Below are 22,271 nucleotides of genomic sequence, written 5' to 3'. Positions count from 1 at the left end.
TGAAAAAGCCAGCCAAGTTTCGCCTGAATTGATGTATATTATCTTTCAACATTGGAGTGAAAGTTGCTTTATATAACGAAAGGTGACGGTTTTTCGCTGATGAGCGCGATATTCAGATATATAAAAGAGTTCATTGGACATCATCAGATGATTTAGCACAAAAATACGATTTAAGCGTGGTCTACATCTACAGAATCGTAAAACGCATGACAGCAATTGGAAAAGCCTTTCAAATTTCATCCAACAATATCCTAAAAAATCCCACAATTATCTATTACTTATATTATTAGATATCACAGACTAATATTCTTTGATCATCATCAATAAAAAATAAATGGTAATTATTATCATTTATATTTAATATACATATACCTTAGCAATCGTTCTATGCGAGGCTCTTAAATGAAAGAAGCCCATACATTTATTCAAGATCATAATGAATGTTTTAGTTGTCTCTATGCAGAAAACTATGCATGGTTATCACGTTGGTTATATCGACATTTAACTTCTACACTATATTTAGAAGATATTCTTCAAGATACTTTTTTAAAGTTATTCATTTCTAAACAAGCACATCAGATTCGGGAACCCAAGGCATATCTGGCTTCTACTGCCCGCTGTATTGCAATTGATAAAGCACGTAGAGAGATTATCGAAAAAAAATATCTAGAATTCTTAAAAGATAATCCCAATACCACAATACAGGAATCACCTGAACAAACCCTGATCGTCATTGAATTATTACAGAGAATTACTTTAGCGATTAGTGACTTACCTGATCGACCAAGATTATGCTTATTATTGTATTATATGGAAGGACTTAAACAGGCTGATATTGCAAAACAGCTTAATCTGACCACACGCACTGTACAGCATGATTTAGCCAAGGCTATGGTACATTGTCATCAATGGATTCAAAAAAACACCTGATTATCTCTTATGAACCAGCATTCACAACAGTCCACAGATGAAGTACCTGATATTGAATTGATGGAACAGGTAGCGATCTGGCTATTGAAACTCGAAAGTGAAGATTGTACCGAGCAGGATCGTATTGATTTCATTCATTGGCAACAGCAAAATCCAAAAAATGTTGAAATACTGAAACAAATGCAGAATACCTTTGAGCAATTCTCAGGCTTAAAAAAACAGTCTAAATCGATTCCCTATAAAGTGATTGAGCAGACCATTCAGCAATCAAAAACTAGATCTATTTTTAAATCCAATCCAATATTCATTGTTATCCTGACAACATTATTAACCAGTACTTTTTTATGGCAGGTCCTACCCACTTCTTATTGGTTAGCAGACACTCGAAATAATTATAATCAATGGTCTGAACATACATTAACTGATCATTCAGATATTAAAATTAGTGGAAATTCTGCGTATAACATTTTATTTGATAAAGAAAACCGTATCATTGAATTGCTTACAGGTAATATTCTAATCGATGTTGCAAAAGATACAAATCGTCCATTTATTATCAAAACAGAGTCTGCCCAGATTCGTGCATTAGGTACACGTTTTATTGTACAACATAACAAGCAGACCACTGTATTGACTATGCTGCACTCAACCACAGAAGTTACAGTCAAATTAGCAAATGGACAATCACAGGTACAACAGATTCATGCTGGAGAACAGATTATCATTGATGAGGATGGGTTGCATCCTAAGCAAAATATTTCTGTTGAATTGACAGAAAAAGCATGGAATGAACAAATGCTGATGATTAATCTGATGCCACTTGATCAATTACTCAATATTTTACAAACCTACGAAAAACAAAAACTTAAATATGATGCCGCAACCTTGCATCCAATTGAAGTCACTGCCACATTACCTCTTGATGGAACTGGTTTAAAATTATTACAACGTAGTTTACCCATTACAGTCCAAACCGATATGTTTGGACGAAAAGTTATTCAAAAAAAATAAAATTCTTTTTAAATCAAAATTTAAAGAACAATATTAAAAATATTTACCTTTTTATTTCGTCTTTTTGCTTCTCATCCGTCCTACATATGAAAAATGCAAAAGTTTAGGCTTTTTATCTGTCATTTCATTCTTTGTTCGGGGGACCAAAATGAAAGAAACCCATCATCGTTCAAGTTTTATCGTGAAACCCATTGTACTCTCCATTCATCTTGCTTTAAGCTCAGGCTTGATCTTATCTAGTCCATCGGCTTTAGCTAAAAGCAATCAGAATATCCGTTATAACATTCCAGCAGGAAAGTTAAATCAGGTTTTAAATCAGTTTGCAGCTGTTTCTGGCGTTGCTATTTCCATGAATGCTACTGAACTTTCCAAAATTCAGAGTCAGGGACTAAATGGAACATACACCATTGAACAGGGCTTTATTACCTTATTAGCAAACACATCTTTAAAAGCACATAAAACAGCTGATGGTTATATTCTAAAAGATCGAGTAGTTTCCAAAGATACAGCCCCGCCTACCCTCCGCTCCCCCTCACAGCAGAATGAAGTATCTTTACCCATAATTACTGTGACTGCTGACCAGACCAATCCTTATTTGGCAAATAGTCCAAGTTCCGTCGCAACCAAAAGTGAATTAACTCCCAGGGAGACACCATTTACCATTAATCAGGTATCACAAGAACTGATTCAAGAACGTGGTGATCAGTCAATTTTTGAAACTCTAGAAAGTTTTGCAGGAATTACCAGTGCCAGTAATCCAGGTAACATCGGACAAGGTATGAATCGTAACCTGAGTGTGCGTGGTTTTGAAATGGGACAAACCCTACTCAATGGTCAACGCATGTACAGTACAACAGGAGATGCACAAAACACCGATAATTTAGAAAGAATTGAAGTATTGCGAGGACCTGCTGGATTGTATTACGGTTCTGCCGAACCTGGTGGTGTGATTAATTTAAGTTATAAAAAGCCTAAAGCAGAAGCTGCTTATCAATTCATTACCCGAACCGATAGTAAAGGATCTTACGGTGGTATGTTTGATGCTACAGGATCGCTTACATCCGATCAAAAATTACGTTATCGGGCAGTTATTAGTTATAACCATCGTATTGATGATCAGGAACATACATGGTCAGAACCCCAAAGTGGTATGGTCGCATTAAGTTATTTACCTACTGACAATTTTGAAACTTCTTTGACCTATGAAAGACTAGAGACAAATTCTATTCCTGAACGGGAAAATAATTCGATTGATTACCGAACAGGAAAATTTTATGACATCCCGAGAGATTTTTTCTGGGGAAGTCTTGATGATCTTGCAACACAAACCACAGATAATATTTTGTGGGATATGAAATGGCAGCTTTCAGATGCCCTTAAAGTAAGTGCTAACTGGAATATTCAACAAACTACACAATTTTGGCAAATTACTCGTTCCGTTACAGGTAAAGGTGGAGCATCCGATTTAGAGGGTAATGTTGACCGTTTTGTGAATGCTCGTGATGCTAAAGGTCATAGCTATTCTGGCAATATTGATATCAGTGGCAAATTCAACCTCTGGAATTTTGAAAACCAATGGTTGGTTGGAGCTGGCTTAGGTTCAACTGATAGCAGTGCAAGTAGCGGAAGGGCTGTATCATCAGGTTCAAGAATTGGTCAAAAAGCTCATGTCGGCACAATCAACATTTATGACCCGATTTATCATGACTGGAATCACCGTGAACTGATTTATGCTGATGCCCGAACGCCTAGGGGTCAGCAAGAAGATAAAAACGTGTATTTACAAAATGTTCTCACTTTTCCTAATCAAAAAACTCGTCTGATGATAGGTGCGGGATGGACAGAATATAAAAGTACACCAGGTGTCGTAAGTACAACCGATCCAGTTAGAACTGAAAAAAAATGGACTCCTCGCATCGCAATAATGCATGACGTACTGCCAACTGCTACAGTCTATGCCAGTTATGGTGAAAATTTCACCCCAAATGACTTAGGCAAATATGATATGGCAGGTAAACAAATTACTGATGCTGTCCTTTCAAGCCAATTTGAAATCGGTTATAAGCAGGAACTTTTCAATCAACAAGCTTTGGTCAATTTGGCACTATTCAGACTGGATAAGGAAAATATCCTTTCCATGGTACAAAAAGATGGTGTGAGTTGTAATGCTGACCTAGAAACCATTCCTGATACGGCAGGTGGTTATGATCCAGTAAATTCAGATTGTCGTTATGCCTTGAATGGACTGGAACGTTCTCAAGGTGTTGAACTCAGTGCATCGGGTCAAATCAATGATTGGTGGTCAACTGATTTTTCATATGCCTACATCGACGCAAAATATAAAGAAGCAGATAATCCTATAAATGTGGGTCGCACCAAACCAAACATCCCTGAGCATAATTTTACACTCTGGAATAATTTCAAGCTCTATGACACTGACAGTTTTGGTCGTGTAAATGCAGGGATTGGTGTAAAAGCATGGAGTAAAGCCCACGATGCATGGGTACAGGACAGTTCAACTGAAGAAATTCGCAGCAATATTAATCCAGGTTACACCCTTGTCGGAATATTCGGGTCAATGCTGTTGGTCCAGGCTACATCGATACTCCATTATTAGACGAGCTTCCTGCCGAACAAAAACAGGGCCTAGTTTCTTTACATCCAATTGGAAGATTAGGCAATGCCGAAGAAGTAGCTAAATTAGTTTTGTTTTTAAGTTCAGATGAAGCCACTTTTATTAATGGAAGTTATTACAATATTGACGGTGGATATACTGCCATTTAAAAAGGCTTTTTTTATTTTAAAGTTCTAAAAAATTTGACCTACAATGCCCTTTTATAATGGGCATTGTTTAGATTTATTTTGGATAAATTAAACATTTAAATGTGTACATTCCCAACCTATTAAATATTTCTCAAAATTACAGGTTTTTTTACAGATTCCTATAATATTCCACCCGCCACTACGATTAGAGGAAAAGGGACTTTAGAAAGTGTGGTGTTTTAGGTAAAACGACCTATGGTCCAGCCGTTGCTACAGTGCGTCTTAGCCCACTTCCAGATGCAAGCATTCGTCCTTATATTGGAATTGGTGCATCTTGGATGATTGTGTTTAACAGCAAAGATGCCTTTGTCAAAGACTTAAAAATTAAAAATGCCATTGGACCAGTGGCTCAAATAGGCCTTGATATTCCGATCAATCCACGATGGAGTGCTGTGATTGATATGAAAAAAGTCTGGTTTGATACCCAAGCGAAAGGTTCTTTACCTGCTATGGGAGATGCGCCTATGCGTGCCGATATTGATGTTGATCCATTGGTGACTTTATTCAGTTTGGCTTACCATTTCTAAGTATCTACTGTACAACATCACGAGAAAACCGAGGTAAATATATCCTTTATTTGATTTAAAGCATGTATTTACCTTCGGTATAATAGAAAACTAACAAGTATTTGAATCATGTTTATTCATCATTTAAAGCACATTCATAATTACTTGGATTTTGCCCACAACGCACCTGTTTCAACAAGTGCATCATGCTTTTGTCATAATACCCTTCTTTAGTCATCTGGATTCGTGCTTCGCGCATAATTTTGACGTAACCTGCTTTATCTCCTTCTGGAACATCCATCCAGTATTTGGCTGGAATTTCGTTTTCAATTTTATCGACAAATTCAAATGCAGGCGTAAGCTGTTTGGCGATGGCTTCTCTCGCAATCGACCCCATGCCTGCTGGAAATTTATTACGATGCATAATCAATGTACCTGTAACCTGAATCAAAGGAAAACGAATAATTGCTCCAACAACTTTGCCATTTTTATCCGTCATGCCTTTATTCAATTCCATCGGCTTAAATAACAATGCTGGCCCAGCAATGATTTCAACCTCACGATTATTAAACTTTCCCCCAACACTTGTAAGATCGACTGAAACAGGTTGTGCACCTACATTTTGAACCAATTTCTTTTGGGTGGGATCAAATTGAAATACCGCGACTTTACGTCCTGCAGCTTTTGCTAGGGTATTAATATTTCGATCATTGACCATAATATAAGCAGCTCCTACTGGAACAATACCGACCACCTCATAATCTTTATTTACCATTTTTGAATCAAATTCGGGTTTTGCTAAAATCTGAATCACTGAAGCAAGTTGTTTATAAGTCTGTACTGCACCCAAAGCATCAATACTTCCGACAAACGGATTAAACTGTTTGGCTCTTAAATTACTAATCCCTGCACCATCACATTTTTTACTTCTAAAATCTTCTGTCAAAATACGTTCATCGGTATAAACATTGAGTTTAACCATAGTTGAAGCTTTTTTCTTTAACTTAGGATAATCAATATCAATTTTGATTTGTAAATTGGAAGGTCGCGTAACATTCACATTCACACCAAAGTCTTTGGCAACCCGAGTGATCCGAGGAAATTCGCTGATATAGCTGGTTGCCTGCTGAAAAGCTTCGCTGTTTTCGCCATTTGGTGAGTAAACACATAAGATGACTTGCTTTGGAATTTGTTGCCACGTCTTTGGATCATTGAGTAATTTTTTAACTTTTTGAGTGGAATGCTCAGAAAGAGACAAGTCTAGTTTTTCAGCATGACCATGTGGAATCAATAGAAATAAGCATATAATCAATAAAGATAATTTCATCCATAAATGATCAATTGCATGATTAAATTCAACGCTTATCAAATACTGTTTTTGTTTTAAATGATCCATCATCAAACTCCCTATTCATCATTTAAACATTAGGTGAGTGCTTCAAAAATAAAATTGACTCATCTGACATTTCCGATGGGCAGTTTCATCAATTTAAATTTTTTCTACATCATTTATCAATTTTGGTCTGAATTGGCTTTTATTTATTGGTTGCCGTATTTACTGCAAATGTTTTGTTCAGGGCTTTTAGATAGACTCAAATAAAGGATGAATAAAATTAGAGCAAATTAAAATGAAACGGACATTCTCAAATCTATGTTTAGCCCTAAGTTTAAGCTTAGGAACTACCGCAATCATCACTCATTCCAACACCGCGATAGCTGCCTCAAATATCAATATTCAGAACGTGTTACAACAAGAACGCGCTTGGGCAGGTTTACAAACTAAAAAATTAAAAGTAGGTGATATTGAATGGGTATATAGCGAAGGAGGTCAGTCCTCCAAACCGACTATTATTTTAATTCATGGGTTAGCGGGTAGTCGGGATAACTGGAATCGTGTAGCACGTTATTTAACGCCTAACTATCATGTCATCATTCCTGATTTGCCTGCACATGGCGATACGAAAGTTGCCGATGATTTTGACCTGTCTATTCCTAACTTAACTGAAAAGTTAAGACGGTTTGCTGAAGCTGGACATTTCGAAAAAGATATCAATATCGCAGGACATAGCATGGGTGGCGCAATTGCCCTCCTCTATACAGCACAATATCCAACTGAAACAAAATCTTTACTCTTGGTCGATAGCGCTGGTGTCTTTAAAACGGCGAATACGCCTTATTTAAAAAATCCAACGTTATTGAATGAATTAGTCGTAAAAAAAGCAGGCGATTTTGACAAACTGTTTCAGCTTGCCACGGCAACACCGCCCTTTATTCCCACTGAGTTAAAGACTGAACAAGAAAAACTCATGATTTCTCAGTCTAAAAGTACTCAACGCATGGTCGATCAGCTCGTTGCCATGTCCAAAGTATATACGCCTGAGACTTTTGCAATCGCGGCGAAATCTATCGATGTACCAACTTATATTGTCTGGGGAGACAAAGATAAAATTATCAATGTTGAAGCCGCCCAAGAACTCAAAGAGTTATTGAAAAATGCTGAGTCACCTTTGATTTTAAAAGATGTAGGACATATGCCCATTATGGAGGCTGATCAAATTTTGGCGCAGCAATATCTGATCTTTTTAAATAAACACAAGTAGAAATTAAACTCCGTAAATCAAACAGGAGCCAAATTTAGGCTCCTGTTTTTTATAGATTTATATTGTTAAAGTTTGCGTAATCTTAAAGCATTTAATACCACAGAAAGCGAACTCAAGGACATGGCAATCGCTGCAAACATCGGAGTGAGTAGCCAACCTGTCAGTGGATAAAAAATTCCTGCCGCAATAGGTACACCCAAACCATTATAGAGAAACGAAAACGCCAAATTCTGTTTCATATTTTTCACGCCTTGTTTAGCCAGATGTACTGCTTGGGCAACACCTTGTATGTCGCCTTTGACCAAAGTAATCTGCGCAGTTTGTTTGGCAATATCGGTGCCTGTGCCCATGGCAATCCCCACATCGGCTTGTGCCAAAGCAGGTGCATCATTGATGCCATCTCCTGCCATCGCCACGACCTTGCCTTCTGATTGATAGCGTTTCACGATCTCCAATTTTTGTTTAGGATCTAAATCACCATAGGCATGTTCAATCCCTAATTGCTGCGCAACCATTTGGGCATTTTTATGGTGATCACCTGTTGCCATAATCACTTCAATCCCATCTTGATGGAGTTGATCAATGACAGCTTTCGCATTTTCTTTAATCGCATCATGAATCACAATATAAGCAATAACGGCTTTGTCATTCAGCAGAAAACTAATCACATCACCTTGTTCACGCAGTTGATCTAGTTCAGCACTGACACTTGAGTCCAGCTTTAATCCAAGTTGATCAACCAATTTCTGACTACCCACATAATAGGTTTGCCCTTCAAATTGACCTTTTACCCCAAAACCAGTGACATCTTCAAAATCATCGACTTTTAACAATTCATCACTTTTCACAAGTTTTGTTAAAGTTTGCGCAATCGGATGCGTTGAATATTGTTCAATTGAGGCAATATAACGCTCTACGGTTTTTTGCTCTAGAGAATCATCCAATAACTGGATTTGTTTAAGGCTCGGTTTTCCTTCTGTCAGTGTGCCTGTTTTATCGATAATCAAAACATTGACTTTGCTTAAAGCTTCGATTGCTTCAGCATCTTTAAAGAGTACCCCTTTTTGGGCAGCACGACCTGTGGTTGCCATCACCGACATTGGCGTTGCTAACCCCAATGCACATGGGCAAGCAATAATTAAAACAGCGACAGCACACATTAAGGCTAAATCAAACTGTGCATGTCCAAACAGCATCCATGCTAAAAATGTAATCACGCTGATCGAGAGGACTGCCATCACAAAGTATTTGGCTGCAATATCAGCAATGCGTTGAAGTGGCGCTTTTGAACGCTGTGCTTCTGCGACAGCCTGAATCATTTTTGATAATGTGGTATTGGTTCCCACCGCAGTGGTTTGAATACGAATACTGCCTTGCTGATTGACTGTTCCCCCGATGACTTTATCTTCCACCTGTTTTTTTACAGGTACAGGTTCACCCGTCATCATGGATTCATCGACATAGGTTTTCCCGTCAATCACGATGCCATCCAGTGGAATCTGCTCACCAGAAGAAATCTGTAAAATATCATTTTCTTTAATCTGGCTGATGTCGACTTCCTCAACCACATCATCCCGAACCCGTTTGGCTGTATGTGGCTGTAAACGTAATAAGGCTCTTAAGGAATCGGCTGTTTGCGCTCGGGCTTTTAGCTCCATGATTTGTCCAAGCAAGCTCAAAGACACAATCATACAAGCCGCTTCATAATATACCGCAACGCCATGCCCTGTTTTTGCTTCCATTGGAATCAGTGATGGGAAAATGGTCGCAATCACGCTATAAATAAACGCCGCAAGTACACCAACTCCAATCAGGCTCCACATATTCAAGTGACGGGTTTTATAAGAAACCCAACATCTTTGCAAAAATGGATAACCCGCCCATAACACCACAGGAATACTCAAAACCAGTTCAATCCACGGTTGGATCTGCGGTGAAATAAAAGCATGGATATGTGAACCCATGGCCAAAACCACTACCAATAAAGTGAGAGGCAAAGTCGTCCAAAAACGTTTACTAAAATCCACCAACTCAGGATTTGGTGCTTCATCCAACGTCGGTTGCATTGGTTCCAAAGCCATCCCACAAATCGGACAGGTTCCAGGGCCTTTTTGTACAATTTCAGGATCCATGGGGCAGGTATAATCAATATCCATTGCGCCTTCTGGTACAGCGCGCTCATCCAATGGAATCAAATACGTTTCAGGATCATTTTTAAATTTATTTAAGCAGGAAGGATTACAGAAATAATATTCTTTACCCTGATAATGTGTATGCAAAGGACTGCTGCTACTGACTTTCATGCCACATACTGGATCTATTTCAGTTTGAGAATTTTCATGCTCAGCATGCTGATGCTCACCTCCGCTGCAACAACTTTTGGCTTGAGGTTGAGTCTTTTCAGTAGATACAGCCGCTTCAATAGACTTTGCTCCACAACATGACGACATAGCAGTTGAGTGGGTCACGTCATTTTGTTGATCCAACGGTTTTGAATCGTGACCACAACCACTTGAAACGGCTTTAGGCGGTGCTGGATGGGAACATCCACACCCTGATCCTGTCTCATGACTTGTGGTTTTTTCATTTCCACAACAACTTTTCTCTGATTTTTTCTCTGACTGTTGCATTTTTACAGCTGGATTAGAGCAATGACTGGATAGCGTAGATTCAGCTTCTTTAACTAGATATTTTTCAGGATGTTGTTCGAATTTTTGCTTACAACTGGCGGAACAAAATAAATAACGAGTTCCATCCAGATCAATATGATATTGACTGTCTTCGGCTACTGTCATTCCACAAATAGGATCAATAGACACGATTTTTTTCGGTGAAACCGTAGCTTTGGAACAACATGAAGTTTGCTTTGGCTCAGTCATGGTGGTGTTCTCGTATTCTTATGTGATTGTGTTAAGATAAATGCTGTACCTAGGTACGGAGTCAAGCTTTTTATTGAGGCAAATAAGAGGAATTAGCCATGCTAACCATTGGCAAACTGGCTAAACAGGCCAATTTAAATGTCGAAACGATTCGTTATTATCAACGTATTGGTCTCATGCGTACTCCAGACACTATCAGCCACTATCGTTATTATAATGATCAAGATATAGAAACTTTAAGTTTTATACAAAAAGCCAAAGATGCAGGATTACAGCTCAGTGAGATTAAAGAGCTTCTGCAATTACAACTGAATGATCGCGAACAAGTTCGCCATGTGATTGAACAGCGTCTTGAGAAAATTGATCTTCGTATTCAGGAATTACAAGGCTTAAAGCAGCGTCTCAGCAGTTGGGTCGATGAGTGTAAATCGGCACAAGCCGATTGTTGTCCTATTTTGCTAGATTTAAAACAGAGGAGCAATCTGTAAACACACCTGCCATGATTCATTTTCAAAAAAGCTGAGAAATAAAAAAACCTGAGTCCGAAAACTCAGGTTTTTTTATCTTACGATGCTCGGTGAATTATTCTTCACTCATCTCATCATTTTGAGAAGCAATATCTTCAGCTTGAGATTCAGATGCTTCCCCTTCAATCACTTGAAGAGTTTCATCATCTTCTTCCACGGCTTCAATCGACACCACACCCACTAGTGTTTCATCATCGCTTAAACGAATCAGACGAACACCTTGTGCATTACGACCTGTCATTGCCACTTCAGCCGCACGAGTACGCACCAAAGTACCGCCATCTGAAATCAGCATCAGTTCTTTGCTTTCATCAATTGAGACTGCACCAACTAACTCACCATTACGTTCGGAAGTCTTGATCGCAATCACCCCCTTACCGCCACGTTTCTTGGTCGGGAAGTCATTCACTGGCGTACGCTTACCATAACCATTGGCACTAGCACACAACACTTCACCCGTTTCTGGAACAACCACCAACGAGACAATGCGACTTACCACATTTGAATCTGAATCATCACTCTCATCAGAGTCATCATTCTCAACGTCTGCGTCTTCGCTATCCAGTGTTGCAGCTAACGCCACACGCATACCACGCACACCTTTGGCGGTACGCCCCATGGCACGGACATCGGTTTCAGCAAAACGAATCGCCTTGCCTTCGTTGGAGAACAACATAATTTGTTGCTTACCATCAGTAATCGCGACACCAATCAAGGTATCTTCTTCATTCAGTTCAATCGCACGTAAACCATTCGCACGAATATTGGCAAATTGCTCAAGTTCAACACGTTTGACTGTACCCGAAGCTGTTGCCATAAAGACGTAGTGATTTTCAAGGAATTCAGTCAAAGGTAAAATCGCAGTGATGGTTTCATTGGCATCCAGTGGCAATAAATTGACCATTGGACGACCTTTTGCACCACGCGAAGCCTGAGGAACTTCAAACACTTTCAAACGATATACCTTACCGACATTGGTAAAGCACAAGACCGTTGCATGGTTGGAAGCCACGACAAGATGCTGAATAATATCGTCATCTTTCATTGAAGTCGCGGATTTACCACGACCACCACGACGTTGCGCTTGGTAATCGGACAATGGTTGTGTTTTGGCATAACCCGTTTGAGAAACAGTCAACACCACTTGCTCTTCTGGGATCAAATCTTCACGGCAGAAATCAACACGAGATTCAATAATATCTGTACGACGTGCATCGCCATATTGTTGAAGGATTTGTGCCAATTCTTCACGAATCACACCCATCAAAAGATTGAAATCATTCAAAATGGCAGTCAGTTCAGCAATCTGACCTAGAATCTCGGTATATTCAGCATGTAACTTGTCTTGCTCAAGGCCGGTTAAACGATGTAAACGAAGCTCTAAAATCGCAGCGACTTGAGTTGGGGATAAACGATAAATATCGCCAGACAGACCAAATGGACGATTTGGATCTTCACCTTCGATTTCATCAGGACGTACTGAAATTGCACCTGCTTTTTCGAGCAAAGCAGTAACACCACCACCCGCCCATTCGCCCGCCTGTAAGCGTTCACGCGCTTCTGCTGGATTTGCAGAAGTCTTGATGGTTTCGATAATTTCATCAATATTGGCAAGGGCAACGGTGAGACCTTCCAAAATATGACCACGTTCACGTGCTTTACGCAATTCGAACATGGTACGGCGTGTCACCACTTCCTGACGATGTCGGATAAATGCCGCAATGATGTCTTTTAGATTCATCAATTTTGGCTGTCCGTTATCCAGACAGACCATATTGATACTAAAAGAATTTTCAAGCTGAGTATTGAGGAACAGGTTATTGACAATGACTTCAGCGTTTTCGCCACGCTTTAAGTCAATCGCAATACGCATACCGTCTTTATCAGATTCGTCACGTAACTCAGAAATTCCTTCGAGTTTTTTCTCTTTGACCAATTCAGCAATACGTTCAATCACACGTGCTTTGTTGACCTGATATGGAATTTCAGTGAAAACGATGGTGGTACGATTCGTTTTCTCATCTTCTTCAAAGTGATATTTACCACGAATATGCAAACGGCCTTTACCGGTACGGTAAGCATCGACAATGCCTGATTTACCGTAAATAATGCCGCCTGTCGGAAAATCTGGTCCTGAGATATGTTCCATCAATCCTTCAATCGAAATATTCGGATTGTCTGCATAGGCCAGACAGGCGTGAATCACTTCAGTCAAATTGTGTGGCGCCATGTTGGTCGCCATACCCACTGCAATGCCCGCTGCGCCGTTGACTAATAAATTAGGCACACGTGTTGGTAAAACATCAGGAATTCGTTCTGAGCCATCATAGTTATCCACCCAGTCTACCGTATCTTTTTCAAGATCGGCCAATAACTCATGGGTGAGTTTGGTCATACGAACTTCGGTATAACGCATCGCCGCAGCGCTATCACCATCCACAGAACCAAAGTTACCTTGGCCGTCGACCAACAGATAACGTAGACTAAAATCCTGCGCCATACGAACGATGGTGTCGTAAACAGCCGTATCACCATGCGGGTGATATTTACCGATCACATCACCCACCACACGAGCAGACTTCTTATAAGCTTTATTATAATCGTTGCCTAACTCATGCATTGCATAAAGTACACGACGATGAACTGGTTTCAGGCCGTCTCTCACATCAGGTAATGCACGTGAAACAATTACACTCATTGCATAATCGAGATATGAGTTTTTTAACTCATCTTCAATGGCAATCGGTCGGATTTCCGATACGCTCATGCATACTCCTTTCTATGCAGCAAAGCAAAAGCCAGCCACAATTTATGTATTAATCTCGCAAAACTTAGTTCAAAAAACTGAACTAAAAGTAAAAAACATAGCTAAAAAGTATAGCATAAATCATGTGGAGATTGTGATGGATTAATACAGCTTAGCCTTTAATATTTGAGTAAATTTATGCTGAAAAAACAGACAGTTCCAAACTGTCATTAGGAATAGAATAAATCAAATACTTAGCGCACATTGTTTTAGAAAATTTGTGAAATATTTAGCAGTCAAAGACCAGAAAAAACCACATTATTTTTTATCATTCTCAATAAAAAACGCTCTTGCGCAATAGATCGCGCAAGAGCGTTTTATCAACTTAACTCAATAATGAATTAAAGTTTAGATACCAATTCTGGCACAACAGTGTTCAAATCACCCACTAACCAGTAGTCAGCAACGCTGTTGATTGGTGCTTCTTCGTCTTTGTTGATCGCAACGATCACTTTAGAGTCTTTCATACCTGCCAAGTGCTGAATCGCACCAGAGATACCGATTGCCATGTAAAGATCTGGCGCAACAATTTTACCTGTTTGACCTACTTGGAAGTCGTTTGGTACGAAACCAGCATCAACCGCAGCACGTGACGCACCTTGCGCAGCACCAAGCTTATCCGCTAATGGGTCTAGGACTTTATGGTAGTTCTCACCAGAACCAACACCGCGACCACCAGAAACAACGATACGTGCAGCAGTTAATTCTGGACGATCAAGTTTTACAATTTCTTCATTTACGAAAGAAGAAACACCTGCGTCAGCCGCTTCACCCACAGTTTCAACCGCAGCAGAACCACCTTCAGCAGCAACTGGATCAAATGCTGTACCACGTACAGTACCAATGATCACAGCTTCATCAGATTGAACCGTTGCAATCGCATTACCTGCGTAGATTGGACGCTTAAATGTGTTTGCAGATTCAACAGAAATAATATCTGTGATCATGCTGACATCAAGCAATGCCGCAACGCGTGGTAAAATGTTTTTACCTGTTGTAGTTGAAGCTGCTAAAACGTATTTATAGCCACCTTCTTTCACAACATCAGCAATCAGTTTTGCTACATTTTCAGCCAATTGGTTGGCATAAAGTGCATTGTCTGCAAGTAATACTTTGCTGACACCAGCCACTTTAGCAGCAGCATCCGCTACAGATTGAGCGCCTGAACCAGCAACCAATACAGCAATATCACCACCGATTTTTTGAGCTGCTGCAACAACGTTTAACGTCGCACCGTTAAGTGCTTGGTTATTGTGTTCAGCGATTACTAAAATACTCATGATTTTATCCTTCTGTATTAGATCACTTTCGCTTCATTTTTTAATTTTTCAACAAGTTCGTCTACAGACTTCACTTGTACGCCAGCTTTACGCTCAGCAGGTGGCTCAACTTTAACAGTTTTAAGTTTAGTCCCTGTAGCAACACCATAATCAGCAGGTGATTTGGTATCGAGCGGCTTTTTACGCGCTTTCATAATGTTTGGAAGTGCCGCATAACGTGGCTCGTTCAAACGTAAGTCAGTGGTAATAATCGCAGGAAGTGTAAGCTCAACAGTTTGTAAACCACCGTCAATTTCACGAGTCACTTGAACTTTTCCGCCGTCAACTTTTACTTCTGAAGCAAAAGTACCTTGACCTGCGCCAAGCAAAGCAGCCAACATTTGACCGACTTGGTTTGAGTCATCATCAATTGCTTGTTTACCTAGAAGAATAAGTTCTGGTTTCTCTTGATCTACAACACCTTTAAGAATTTTAGCAACTTCTAAAGCGCCAATTTCATCAGTTGTTTCAACCAAAATACCACGATCCGCACCGAGCGCCATTGCAGAACGAATTTGTTCTTGCGCTTCTTTAGGTCCAACAGAAACCACTACGATTTCAGATACTGTTCCTTTTTCTTTTAGGCGAACCGCTTCTTCCACTGCGATTTCACAGAATGGGTTAATTGACATTTTAACGTTAGTAAGGTCAACCCCACTATTGTCCGGCTTAACGCGAACTTTAACGTTGGCATCAACCACACGTTTTACAGCAACAAGAGCCTTCATGTAATCCTCGGCTGTTTCAGCAAGTAAATGTTGAGAAGAGTTATATTAACGCTTCATATTGAATTTTTTAGGTGCTTTATCTTGCAATGTGTTTGGCATTTCGGTCAAGTCACAATTACACCAACCATGCGAAAAAATAATAAAAAGGCTGAAATGGTCAGTTCATTGTTTTTTTCATTGATTGTTTCCCCATGAAATTGCAGCAGTTTTTATGATTTATTAATATTTGATTTATAATATGTTTTATTTTGATTTATTTCATCAGTCTGACTGATAGGCGACTTTTTTTGCATAGCTTTTATACAAAAGTACAAATTTATTCAATACTGACTCGTCAGATCAAAAATGTCAGTCCACAATTTTTAAAAACCTAAACATGTCGAAATGTAACAATAAAACATAATAGGTCGGGTTATCGCAAAATTATTACGCTCTCGGATGCGCTTTATCGTAAGTTTGCGCTAAATGATCAAAATCAATATGTGTATAAATTTGAGTCGTACTCAAATTGGTATGCCCTAACATTTCCTGTACTGAACGTAAATCACCACTGGCACTGAGCATATGACTAGCGAAACAATGCCGTAATAAATGCGGATGCAAATCGACATTTACCCCTGCGCGTTGTGCCTGAATTTTAACACGGGATTCGATCTGTCGTGGGGTCAGTGCACCGCCATGTTGTGAAACAAAAATGGGGCTATCTGGCAATACACGACCCTTCCAAATCGTATAGATTTTTAACCACTCGATTAAGCTTTGTTTAGCTTTGCTACCAAATGGAATCACCCGCGTTTTATTACCTTTACCAGTTACACGTAAAAGCTGTCGTTTAAAATCAAGATCATTCATTTGTAAACTTTGCAATTCAGCCAAACGTAAACCACTGGAATACAACAATTCAAGCATGGCTTTATCACGTATCCAGAGCTGTTGATCCTTGATTTTTTTAGGTGCAGGTTGATCCAGTATTTGATTGACCGTTTCGATATCAATCATTCCCGGTAAGGGACGCGCTTTACGTTTAAGTTTAAAATCCTCAGTAGGATTCATATTGAGATAATTACTTTGCTGCGCCCATTTCATAAATTGGCGAATCGCCGACAACATTCGCTGGATACTACTACTACTCAAGTTGGATTGTTCAACTTTATAAGCCAGATATTCACGTAAATCTGACGCTTCTATCTCGATCAAATCTAGCTTTTTGACTTCACAAAACATAAAAAAATCAGTTAAATCGCGTTGATAAGCATGAATCGTGTGTTCAGACTGGTTTTGAATGATACGCTCTTTGAGCCACATGTCGAGGAGTTGATGATTATTAATATTCACATCATTGCTCCTAGTTTAATATTCAGTGTTGGTATCCATTTGATTTAAATATAACATAATTTCTTTCGCCACTTGTTCAGCATAGCGATTCGCGAGATCATGTTCTCCACCTTGAATGATCTTGAGCCCGGCATACTGAAAACGATCTTTCAGATATTGCCCGACAGCAACTGGACTTACCTCATCTTGATCACCCCAGATCAGTAAAATTTTCTGCTGAATCTGTGCCAATTGAGCTTCATAATTTATTTTAGTGGTCATGAACCAGTCAGGATAATTTAAAAATTCTTTGGCATAACTTTGTCGCCAATCTGCAACGTTAAACTGGCTCAGGTCAATCCCTCCTGAAGTCGCAATCAAGACTAAACCCTGTATCAATTCAGGCTTTTGTAAAGCTGCTGCGACTGCAAAAATGCCACCCATAGATTGAGCGACCAATATACATGGGCGATCAATTTTATTGAGCACATATTGCTGTAACTGTTCAAAATTATGAATGTCTGGATGGGCAGGTTCATTGGCAAAAGCAGGATAAGCAATGATTTGTGTCGTCATTACTTCGGGTAAATTTTTAATGAGAGGACACCAAAATTCGGTACTGCCCGATGCGCCGGGTAGAAAAATAAAATGTGACATAAGTTGTTTAATATAATAAGTTATTCATTTTAATAGAAAATTAAAAATAAAAAGCACCGCTTGAAATAAGGATGCTTTTATTTTTTAAACCGATACATTAACTTTGAAAATAACGTAAATCCAAACGACCTTCATAGACGGTAGACGTTGGTCCAGTCATCCAAACCACTTCACCTTCACGCCAAGCAATTTGTAACTTACCGCCTGCCAGTTCAACTTCAACTTCATTTGCGAGTAAACCACGGCGCATACCACTGACTGCTGCGGCACATGCCCCTGTTCCACACGCTAAAGTTTCGCCGACGCCACGCTCAAAAACACGCAAACGTACATGTTTTTCATCCAGAATTTGCATAAAACCAGCATTGACCCTTTGCGGAAAACGTACATGCGATTCAACTTGTGGTCCAATGGTTGCAACATCCGCAGTTAATACATCTGGCACAATCGTAACTGCATGGGGGTTGCCCATATTGACCACATCAATTTTTAAGCTTTGATCATTGGCAAGCTCAAGATGATAAAGTGCTTCAAACTCTTCCGTGACAAAAGGAATTTCATTTGGAGAAAATTTTGGAAAGCCCATATTGACTCGAACTAAACCATTTGGTCCCAATTCAGGTTCAACGATGCCCGCTTTGGTTTGCACCTTGATTTTGGTTTTATTGGTCAGTTGGCGATCATGCACAAAACGCGCAAAACAACGAACGCCATTACCACATTGCTCAACCTCAGAGCCATCTGCGTTGAAAATACGATATTTAAAATCTGCACTTGGAAAATCGGGCGGTTCAACTATCAGAAGTTGATCAAAACCAATCCCAAAATGACGATCAGCCATACGCTGAATGGTAGTAGTATCCAGATACGCGCGTTGACTGATTAAATCAACCACGACAAAATCATTACCCAAGCCATGCATTTTTGTAAATTCAAGCAACATGATTTTTTACTCCTCAGGTAATAAACGTTCTTTATCCCATAATGATTCAATCGTTTCACGCTCACGAATCAAATGAGCTTGATCTGCATTCACCATCACTTCAGCAGCACGACCACGACTATTATAGTTTGAACTCATGACAAAACCATAAGCGCCCGCACCCAGTACAGCCAAGACATCATCTTCTTTTAATGCCAACTTACGATCTTTGCCTAGAAAGTCGCCAGTTTCACAGATCGCACCGACCACATCCCAAGCTTTTTCATCAACGTCTGTATTGCTATCCACCGATTGGATATCCATCCACGCTTCATATAAAGATGGACGAATCAAATCATTCATCGCAGCATCAATAATCGCAAAATTACGATGATTGGTCGGTTTCAGCAGATCTACTTTGGTCAGTAATACGCCTGCATTGGCACTAATACTACGCCCTGGCTCCATGTACACTTTCAAGCCCAATTTTTGCAGTGCAGGTTTCAACGCATTGGCATATTCTTCAACGCTTGGCGGTGTTTCATCTTTATAACAAACACCTAAACCGCCACCGATATCAATATGTTTGAGGTCAATACCCAACTTTTTCAAATCGTCAATCATTACGATCACACGATCGAGCGCATCCACAAAAGGTTTGGTTTCAGTCAGTTGTGAACCGATATGGCAATCAATTCCTACAACATCTAAATTGGATAAAGATGTCGCGTATTGATAAGTTTCATAAACTGTATCACTTGGAATACCAAATTTATTTTCTTTTAATCCCGTAGAAATATAAGGATGGGTTTTGGCATCGACATCTGGATTGACACGTAATGAAATTGGGGCTTTTTTACCCAGTTTTGCTGCAACTTTTTGAATGCGATCCAGTTCGGCATACGATTCAACATTGAAACAGGCAATCCCCACCTGCAAGGCTTTTTCAATATCTGCTTCTGATTTGCCTAAACCAGAAAATACGATTTTGGCAGGATCACCACCCGCTGCTAATACACGGGCAAGCTCGCCCCCTGTCACAATATCAAAACCAGCCCCAAGCTTGGCTAATACATTCAACACCGCAAGGTTTGAGTTTGACTTCACCGCAAAGCAGATTTGATGATCGATAAAATCAAAAGCACGATCCATATCCAGATAATGTTTTTCAAAAGCTGCTTTTGAATAAACATATAACGGTGTACCAAACTGTTCGGCAAGCTGAAGCAGTGAACATTGCTCAGCATGCAATATCCCTTGAATGCGGGAGAAACTCATGAATGTATCCTTATCTTTGAGACGTTAAGGGGATGGTGTAGGTTCTGAAGCTGAGGATTTTTCTTTTTCCTCAGTTGCATTTTTCTGAGCTTGTTGCTCAGCATCTTTAGATGAATACAGTAAATATTTGGCACGTTTGTCATAATTTGGATCAGAAGGTAAATGTAATGCACCTGATTGACCGCATGCCGTGAGCGCAGCACCGCTCAGTAATATACTGATAGAGCAAATGACTTTAAGCATCTGAACACCGAACTTTTACAATTCGGAGCAGTATAGCGTGATCATCTCAGCAGCTAAAGTCTAAACATAAAAAAACGCCAGTTTATACTGGCGTTCTATGGATTTATTCAGACCTATTTCTTTTTAGCAAAGAAATAACCTATAGCCAAAATAATAAACCAGATTGGACTAACTTTTAATGATTCAAGTGTGGTTTCATCCAAAGCAAGGAAATAGATGGTTGCAAGGAAGAATAAGATCACCACCCAACAGGTAAACACACCACCAGGTAATTTAAAGATCGATTGCTCATGTAGTTCTGGTCTATTTTTACGGTAATTAATATAACTCCACATAATAATAATCCATACACAGATAAACAAAATCGTAGATAATGTGGTCGCCAAAGTAAAAGCCGTTACTTCATCATTTGTACCTGTTTGTACCTTATAGATGTACTGAACAAATGCACCAATAAAGATACAGATAGAAGAGAAAATCAACGCTTTTGCTGGAACTGCTGACTTAGACAACATGGCAAAGAGTTTTGGTGCTTTTTGATCTGTTGAGAGACCAAACAACATACGGCTAGTCGAGAACACGCCACTATTCATGGATGACATTACAGAAGACAGTACGACCAGATTCATGATAATCGCAGCAGAGGCGATACCTGCTTGTGAGAAGATATTCACAAATGGACTGACTTTAGGATTGATTTGATCCCACGGAGTCACACACATCACCACAAACAATGCCAATACGTAGAAAATAATAATCCTAATTGGAATCGAATTAATCGCTTTTGGTAAGTTACGTTTTGGATCCTGTGTCTCCGCAGCCGTCGTTCCGACCAGCTCTACCCCAACAAAGGCAAAAATGGCAATCTGAAAACCTGCTAAAAAGCCATCTAGTCCTTTTGGAAAAAAGCCACCATGAGTCCAAAGATTACTCACACTAGCGGTCGTACCCGAAGAGTTGGTAAAACCTGTAAAAATCATCCACAAGCCGACAGCAATTAACACAATAATTGCTGTGATTTTTACCATGGCAAACCAAAATTCCATTTCACCGAACAATTTTACCGTAACCAGATTTAATCCAAGTACAAATAAAATGGCAACGGTACTAATCAGCAACCCTCCTAGCGCAGTGAAAGATTCACCGCCATTGAAGAATTCCAGATAATAAATAATGGCGGATAAATCTGCGATCCCAATCGTGACCCAACACAGCCAATACGTCCAACCGACAAAATAACCCGCCCATGGGCCGATCAAATCAGTCGATAAATCAATAAAAGACTTATATTTAAGATTGGATAACAGTAATTCGCCCAGCGCGCGCATGACGAAAAACACCATGATACCAATCAGGCCATAAATAAAGAGAATAGAAGGACCAGCCAAACTAATGGTTTTACCTGACCCCATGAATAACCCTGTACCAATCGCCCCACCAATTGCAATTAATTGGAGATGACGGTTGGATAAGCTGCGTGAGAGTTCACCTTCTCCAGAATGTGAACCAAAATTTTCATTTGACATTGTTTTTTTTAACTCTCAAATTTTGTACTTTAAAATTAGCCTAAAACCATTAAAACAAAAAAGTTTTTTTAACTTATTGTTTTATTTTTTTAATAAATAACGCCTATAAGATGTTTTTTTAGACATACTTACTCCATTTTTAAGCTGTAATTGAACTTATCCCTGAGATTGCAGTTTACGTGCCAAAGTATTTTTTGGCGAT

Annotated in this window: 18 protein-coding genes and 1 pseudogene; 8 read left to right on the top strand and 11 right to left on the bottom strand. The window is 39.5% G+C overall.

What is annotated here, in order from left to right:
- Positions 1–110: 110 nt before the first annotated feature.
- The 6 genes and pseudogenes from EGS47_RS18915 to EGS47_RS12475 all read left to right on the top strand — a co-directional run.
- On the top strand, positions 111–290 hold the full coding sequence (locus tag EGS47_RS18915) for a hypothetical protein (RefSeq protein ID WP_080633180.1): 180 nt from the start codon (positions 111–113) through the stop codon (positions 288–290).
- Positions 291–402: 112 nt separating this feature from the next.
- On the top strand, positions 403–930 hold the full coding sequence (locus tag EGS47_RS12495; protein WP_119686577.1) for a sigma-70 family RNA polymerase sigma factor: 528 nt from the start codon (positions 403–405) through the stop codon (positions 928–930).
- 9 nt (positions 931–939) lie between these two features.
- On the top strand, positions 940–1,941 hold the full coding sequence (locus EGS47_RS12490; RefSeq protein ID WP_119686576.1) for a FecR family protein: 1,002 nt from the start codon (positions 940–942) through the stop codon (positions 1,939–1,941).
- A gap of 148 nt (positions 1,942–2,089) precedes the next feature.
- The gene (locus tag EGS47_RS12485) at positions 2,090–4,558 is read left to right on the top strand and encodes a TonB-dependent siderophore receptor (protein WP_125269667.1); all 2,469 of its coding nucleotides are present in this window, start codon (positions 2,090–2,092) and stop codon (positions 4,556–4,558) included.
- Positions 4,510–4,725, top strand: a complete 216-nt coding sequence (locus tag EGS47_RS12480) for an SDR family NAD(P)-dependent oxidoreductase (protein WP_119686584.1) — start codon at positions 4,510–4,512, stop codon at positions 4,723–4,725. The genes EGS47_RS12485 and EGS47_RS12480 overlap by 49 nt, the downstream gene beginning before the upstream one ends.
- A gap of 224 nt (positions 4,726–4,949) precedes the next feature.
- Positions 4,950–5,291, top strand: a pseudogene (locus tag EGS47_RS12475) (OmpW/AlkL family protein); the annotation flags it as partial.
- A 112-nt stretch (positions 5,292–5,403) separates the two neighbouring features.
- Here the strand turns inward: EGS47_RS12475 and EGS47_RS12470 are convergent.
- Entirely contained in the window at positions 5,404–6,597 is a 1,194-nt protein-coding gene (locus EGS47_RS12470) for a putative solute-binding protein (RefSeq protein WP_228128625.1), read from the bottom strand.
- 301 nt (positions 6,598–6,898) lie between these two features.
- Here EGS47_RS12470 and EGS47_RS12465 point away from each other — a divergent pair, with 301 nt between their 5' ends.
- Positions 6,899–7,870, top strand: coding sequence for an alpha/beta fold hydrolase (locus EGS47_RS12465; protein WP_005005056.1), 972 nt, complete (start codon positions 6,899–6,901; stop codon positions 7,868–7,870).
- A gap of 65 nt (positions 7,871–7,935) precedes the next feature.
- Here EGS47_RS12465 and EGS47_RS12460 read toward each other — a convergent pair whose 3' ends face one another.
- Complete coding sequence (locus EGS47_RS12460; RefSeq protein WP_119686574.1) at positions 7,936–10,749, bottom strand: heavy metal translocating P-type ATPase; 2,814 nt, start codon at positions 10,747–10,749, stop codon at positions 7,936–7,938.
- A 98-nt stretch (positions 10,750–10,847) separates the two neighbouring features.
- On the opposite strand from EGS47_RS12460, the gene EGS47_RS12455 reads away from it, so the two are divergent.
- Complete coding sequence (locus EGS47_RS12455; RefSeq protein ID WP_004998803.1) at positions 10,848–11,237, top strand: MerR family transcriptional regulator; 390 nt, start codon at positions 10,848–10,850, stop codon at positions 11,235–11,237.
- 94 nt (positions 11,238–11,331) lie between these two features.
- Here EGS47_RS12455 and gyrA read toward each other — a convergent pair whose 3' ends face one another.
- The 9 genes from gyrA to EGS47_RS12410 all read right to left on the bottom strand — a co-directional run bounded on the left by gyrA (position 11,332) and on the right by EGS47_RS12410 (position 22,069).
- Positions 11,332–14,043 (bottom strand): DNA gyrase subunit A, encoded by a 2,712-nt coding sequence (gyrA, locus tag EGS47_RS12450; RefSeq protein ID WP_119686573.1) that lies wholly within the window; start codon positions 14,041–14,043, stop codon positions 11,332–11,334.
- A gap of 380 nt (positions 14,044–14,423) precedes the next feature.
- The gene (locus EGS47_RS12445; protein WP_004998809.1) at positions 14,424–15,362 is read right to left on the bottom strand and encodes an electron transfer flavoprotein subunit alpha/FixB family protein; all 939 of its coding nucleotides are present in this window, start codon (positions 15,360–15,362) and stop codon (positions 14,424–14,426) included.
- 17 nt (positions 15,363–15,379) lie between these two features.
- On the bottom strand, positions 15,380–16,129 hold the full coding sequence (locus EGS47_RS12440) for an electron transfer flavoprotein subunit beta/FixA family protein (RefSeq protein ID WP_004987127.1): 750 nt from the start codon (positions 16,127–16,129) through the stop codon (positions 15,380–15,382).
- Between the two features lie 426 nt (positions 16,130–16,555).
- Positions 16,556–17,434, bottom strand: coding sequence for a site-specific tyrosine recombinase/integron integrase (gene xerA / locus EGS47_RS12435; RefSeq protein ID WP_162897699.1), 879 nt, complete (start codon positions 17,432–17,434; stop codon positions 16,556–16,558).
- A gap of 45 nt (positions 17,435–17,479) precedes the next feature.
- Complete coding sequence (locus EGS47_RS12430) at positions 17,480–18,100, bottom strand: alpha/beta fold hydrolase (protein WP_119686571.1); 621 nt, start codon at positions 18,098–18,100, stop codon at positions 17,480–17,482.
- Between the two features lie 97 nt (positions 18,101–18,197).
- A complete protein-coding gene (dapF, locus tag EGS47_RS12425; RefSeq protein ID WP_005005073.1) occupies positions 18,198–19,043 on the bottom strand; it encodes a diaminopimelate epimerase in 846 nt (281 codons plus the stop codon).
- 6 nt (positions 19,044–19,049) lie between these two features.
- The gene (gene lysA, locus EGS47_RS12420; protein WP_119686570.1) at positions 19,050–20,300 is read right to left on the bottom strand and encodes a diaminopimelate decarboxylase; all 1,251 of its coding nucleotides are present in this window, start codon (positions 20,298–20,300) and stop codon (positions 19,050–19,052) included.
- Positions 20,301–20,324: 24 nt separating this feature from the next.
- On the bottom strand, positions 20,325–20,543 hold the full coding sequence (gene lptM, locus EGS47_RS12415; RefSeq protein WP_004987140.1) for an LPS translocon maturation chaperone LptM: 219 nt from the start codon (positions 20,541–20,543) through the stop codon (positions 20,325–20,327).
- 113 nt (positions 20,544–20,656) lie between these two features.
- Positions 20,657–22,069 (bottom strand): amino acid permease, encoded by a 1,413-nt coding sequence (locus EGS47_RS12410; RefSeq protein WP_004987143.1) that lies wholly within the window; start codon positions 22,067–22,069, stop codon positions 20,657–20,659.
- Between the last annotated feature and the right edge of the window lie 202 nt (positions 22,070–22,271).

The organism is Acinetobacter sp. FDAARGOS_515 (genome assembly GCF_003938865.1).
In the GTDB taxonomy this organism is placed as follows: domain Bacteria; phylum Pseudomonadota; class Gammaproteobacteria; order Pseudomonadales; family Moraxellaceae; genus Acinetobacter; species Acinetobacter ursingii.
The sequence above is the reverse complement of the archived record's forward strand: the minus strand, read 5'-3'. Positions and strand labels throughout refer to the sequence as shown.

Excerpts from the sequence above, each read along its gene's own strand:
- EGS47_RS12495 (WP_119686577.1), top strand. The coding sequence starts at position 403 with ATGAAAGAAGCCCATACATTTATTCAAGATCATAATGAATGTTTTAGT.
- EGS47_RS12490 (WP_119686576.1), top strand. The coding sequence starts at position 940 with ATGAACCAGCATTCACAACAGTCCACAGATGAAGTACCTGATATTGAA.
- EGS47_RS12485 (WP_125269667.1), top strand. The coding sequence starts at position 2,090 with ATGAAAGAAACCCATCATCGTTCAAGTTTTATCGTGAAACCCATTGTA.
- EGS47_RS12470 (WP_228128625.1), bottom strand. The coding sequence starts at position 6,597 with ATGAAATTATCTTTATTGATTATATGCTTATTTCTATTGATTCCACAT.
- EGS47_RS12465 (WP_005005056.1), top strand. The coding sequence starts at position 6,899 with ATGAAACGGACATTCTCAAATCTATGTTTAGCCCTAAGTTTAAGCTTA.
- EGS47_RS12460 (WP_119686574.1), bottom strand. The coding sequence starts at position 10,749 with ATGACTGAGCCAAAGCAAACTTCATGTTGTTCCAAAGCTACGGTTTCA.
- EGS47_RS12455 (WP_004998803.1), top strand. The coding sequence starts at position 10,848 with ATGCTAACCATTGGCAAACTGGCTAAACAGGCCAATTTAAATGTCGAA.
- gyrA (WP_119686573.1), bottom strand. The coding sequence starts at position 14,043 with ATGAGCGTATCGGAAATCCGACCGATTGCCATTGAAGATGAGTTAAAA.
- EGS47_RS12445 (WP_004998809.1), bottom strand. The coding sequence starts at position 15,362 with ATGAGTATTTTAGTAATCGCTGAACACAATAACCAAGCACTTAACGGT.
- EGS47_RS12440 (WP_004987127.1), bottom strand. The coding sequence starts at position 16,129 with ATGAAGGCTCTTGTTGCTGTAAAACGTGTGGTTGATGCCAACGTTAAA.
- xerA (WP_162897699.1), bottom strand. The coding sequence starts at position 17,434 with ATGTGGCTCAAAGAGCGTATCATTCAAAACCAGTCTGAACACACGATT.
- EGS47_RS12430 (WP_119686571.1), bottom strand. The coding sequence starts at position 18,100 with ATGTCACATTTTATTTTTCTACCCGGCGCATCGGGCAGTACCGAATTT.
- dapF (WP_005005073.1), bottom strand. The coding sequence starts at position 19,043 with ATGTTGCTTGAATTTACAAAAATGCATGGCTTGGGTAATGATTTTGTC.
- lysA (WP_119686570.1), bottom strand. The coding sequence starts at position 20,300 with ATGAGTTTCTCCCGCATTCAAGGGATATTGCATGCTGAGCAATGTTCA.
- lptM (WP_004987140.1), bottom strand. The coding sequence starts at position 20,543 with ATGCTTAAAGTCATTTGCTCTATCAGTATATTACTGAGCGGTGCTGCG.
- EGS47_RS12410 (WP_004987143.1), bottom strand. The coding sequence starts at position 22,069 with ATGTCAAATGAAAATTTTGGTTCACATTCTGGAGAAGGTGAACTCTCA.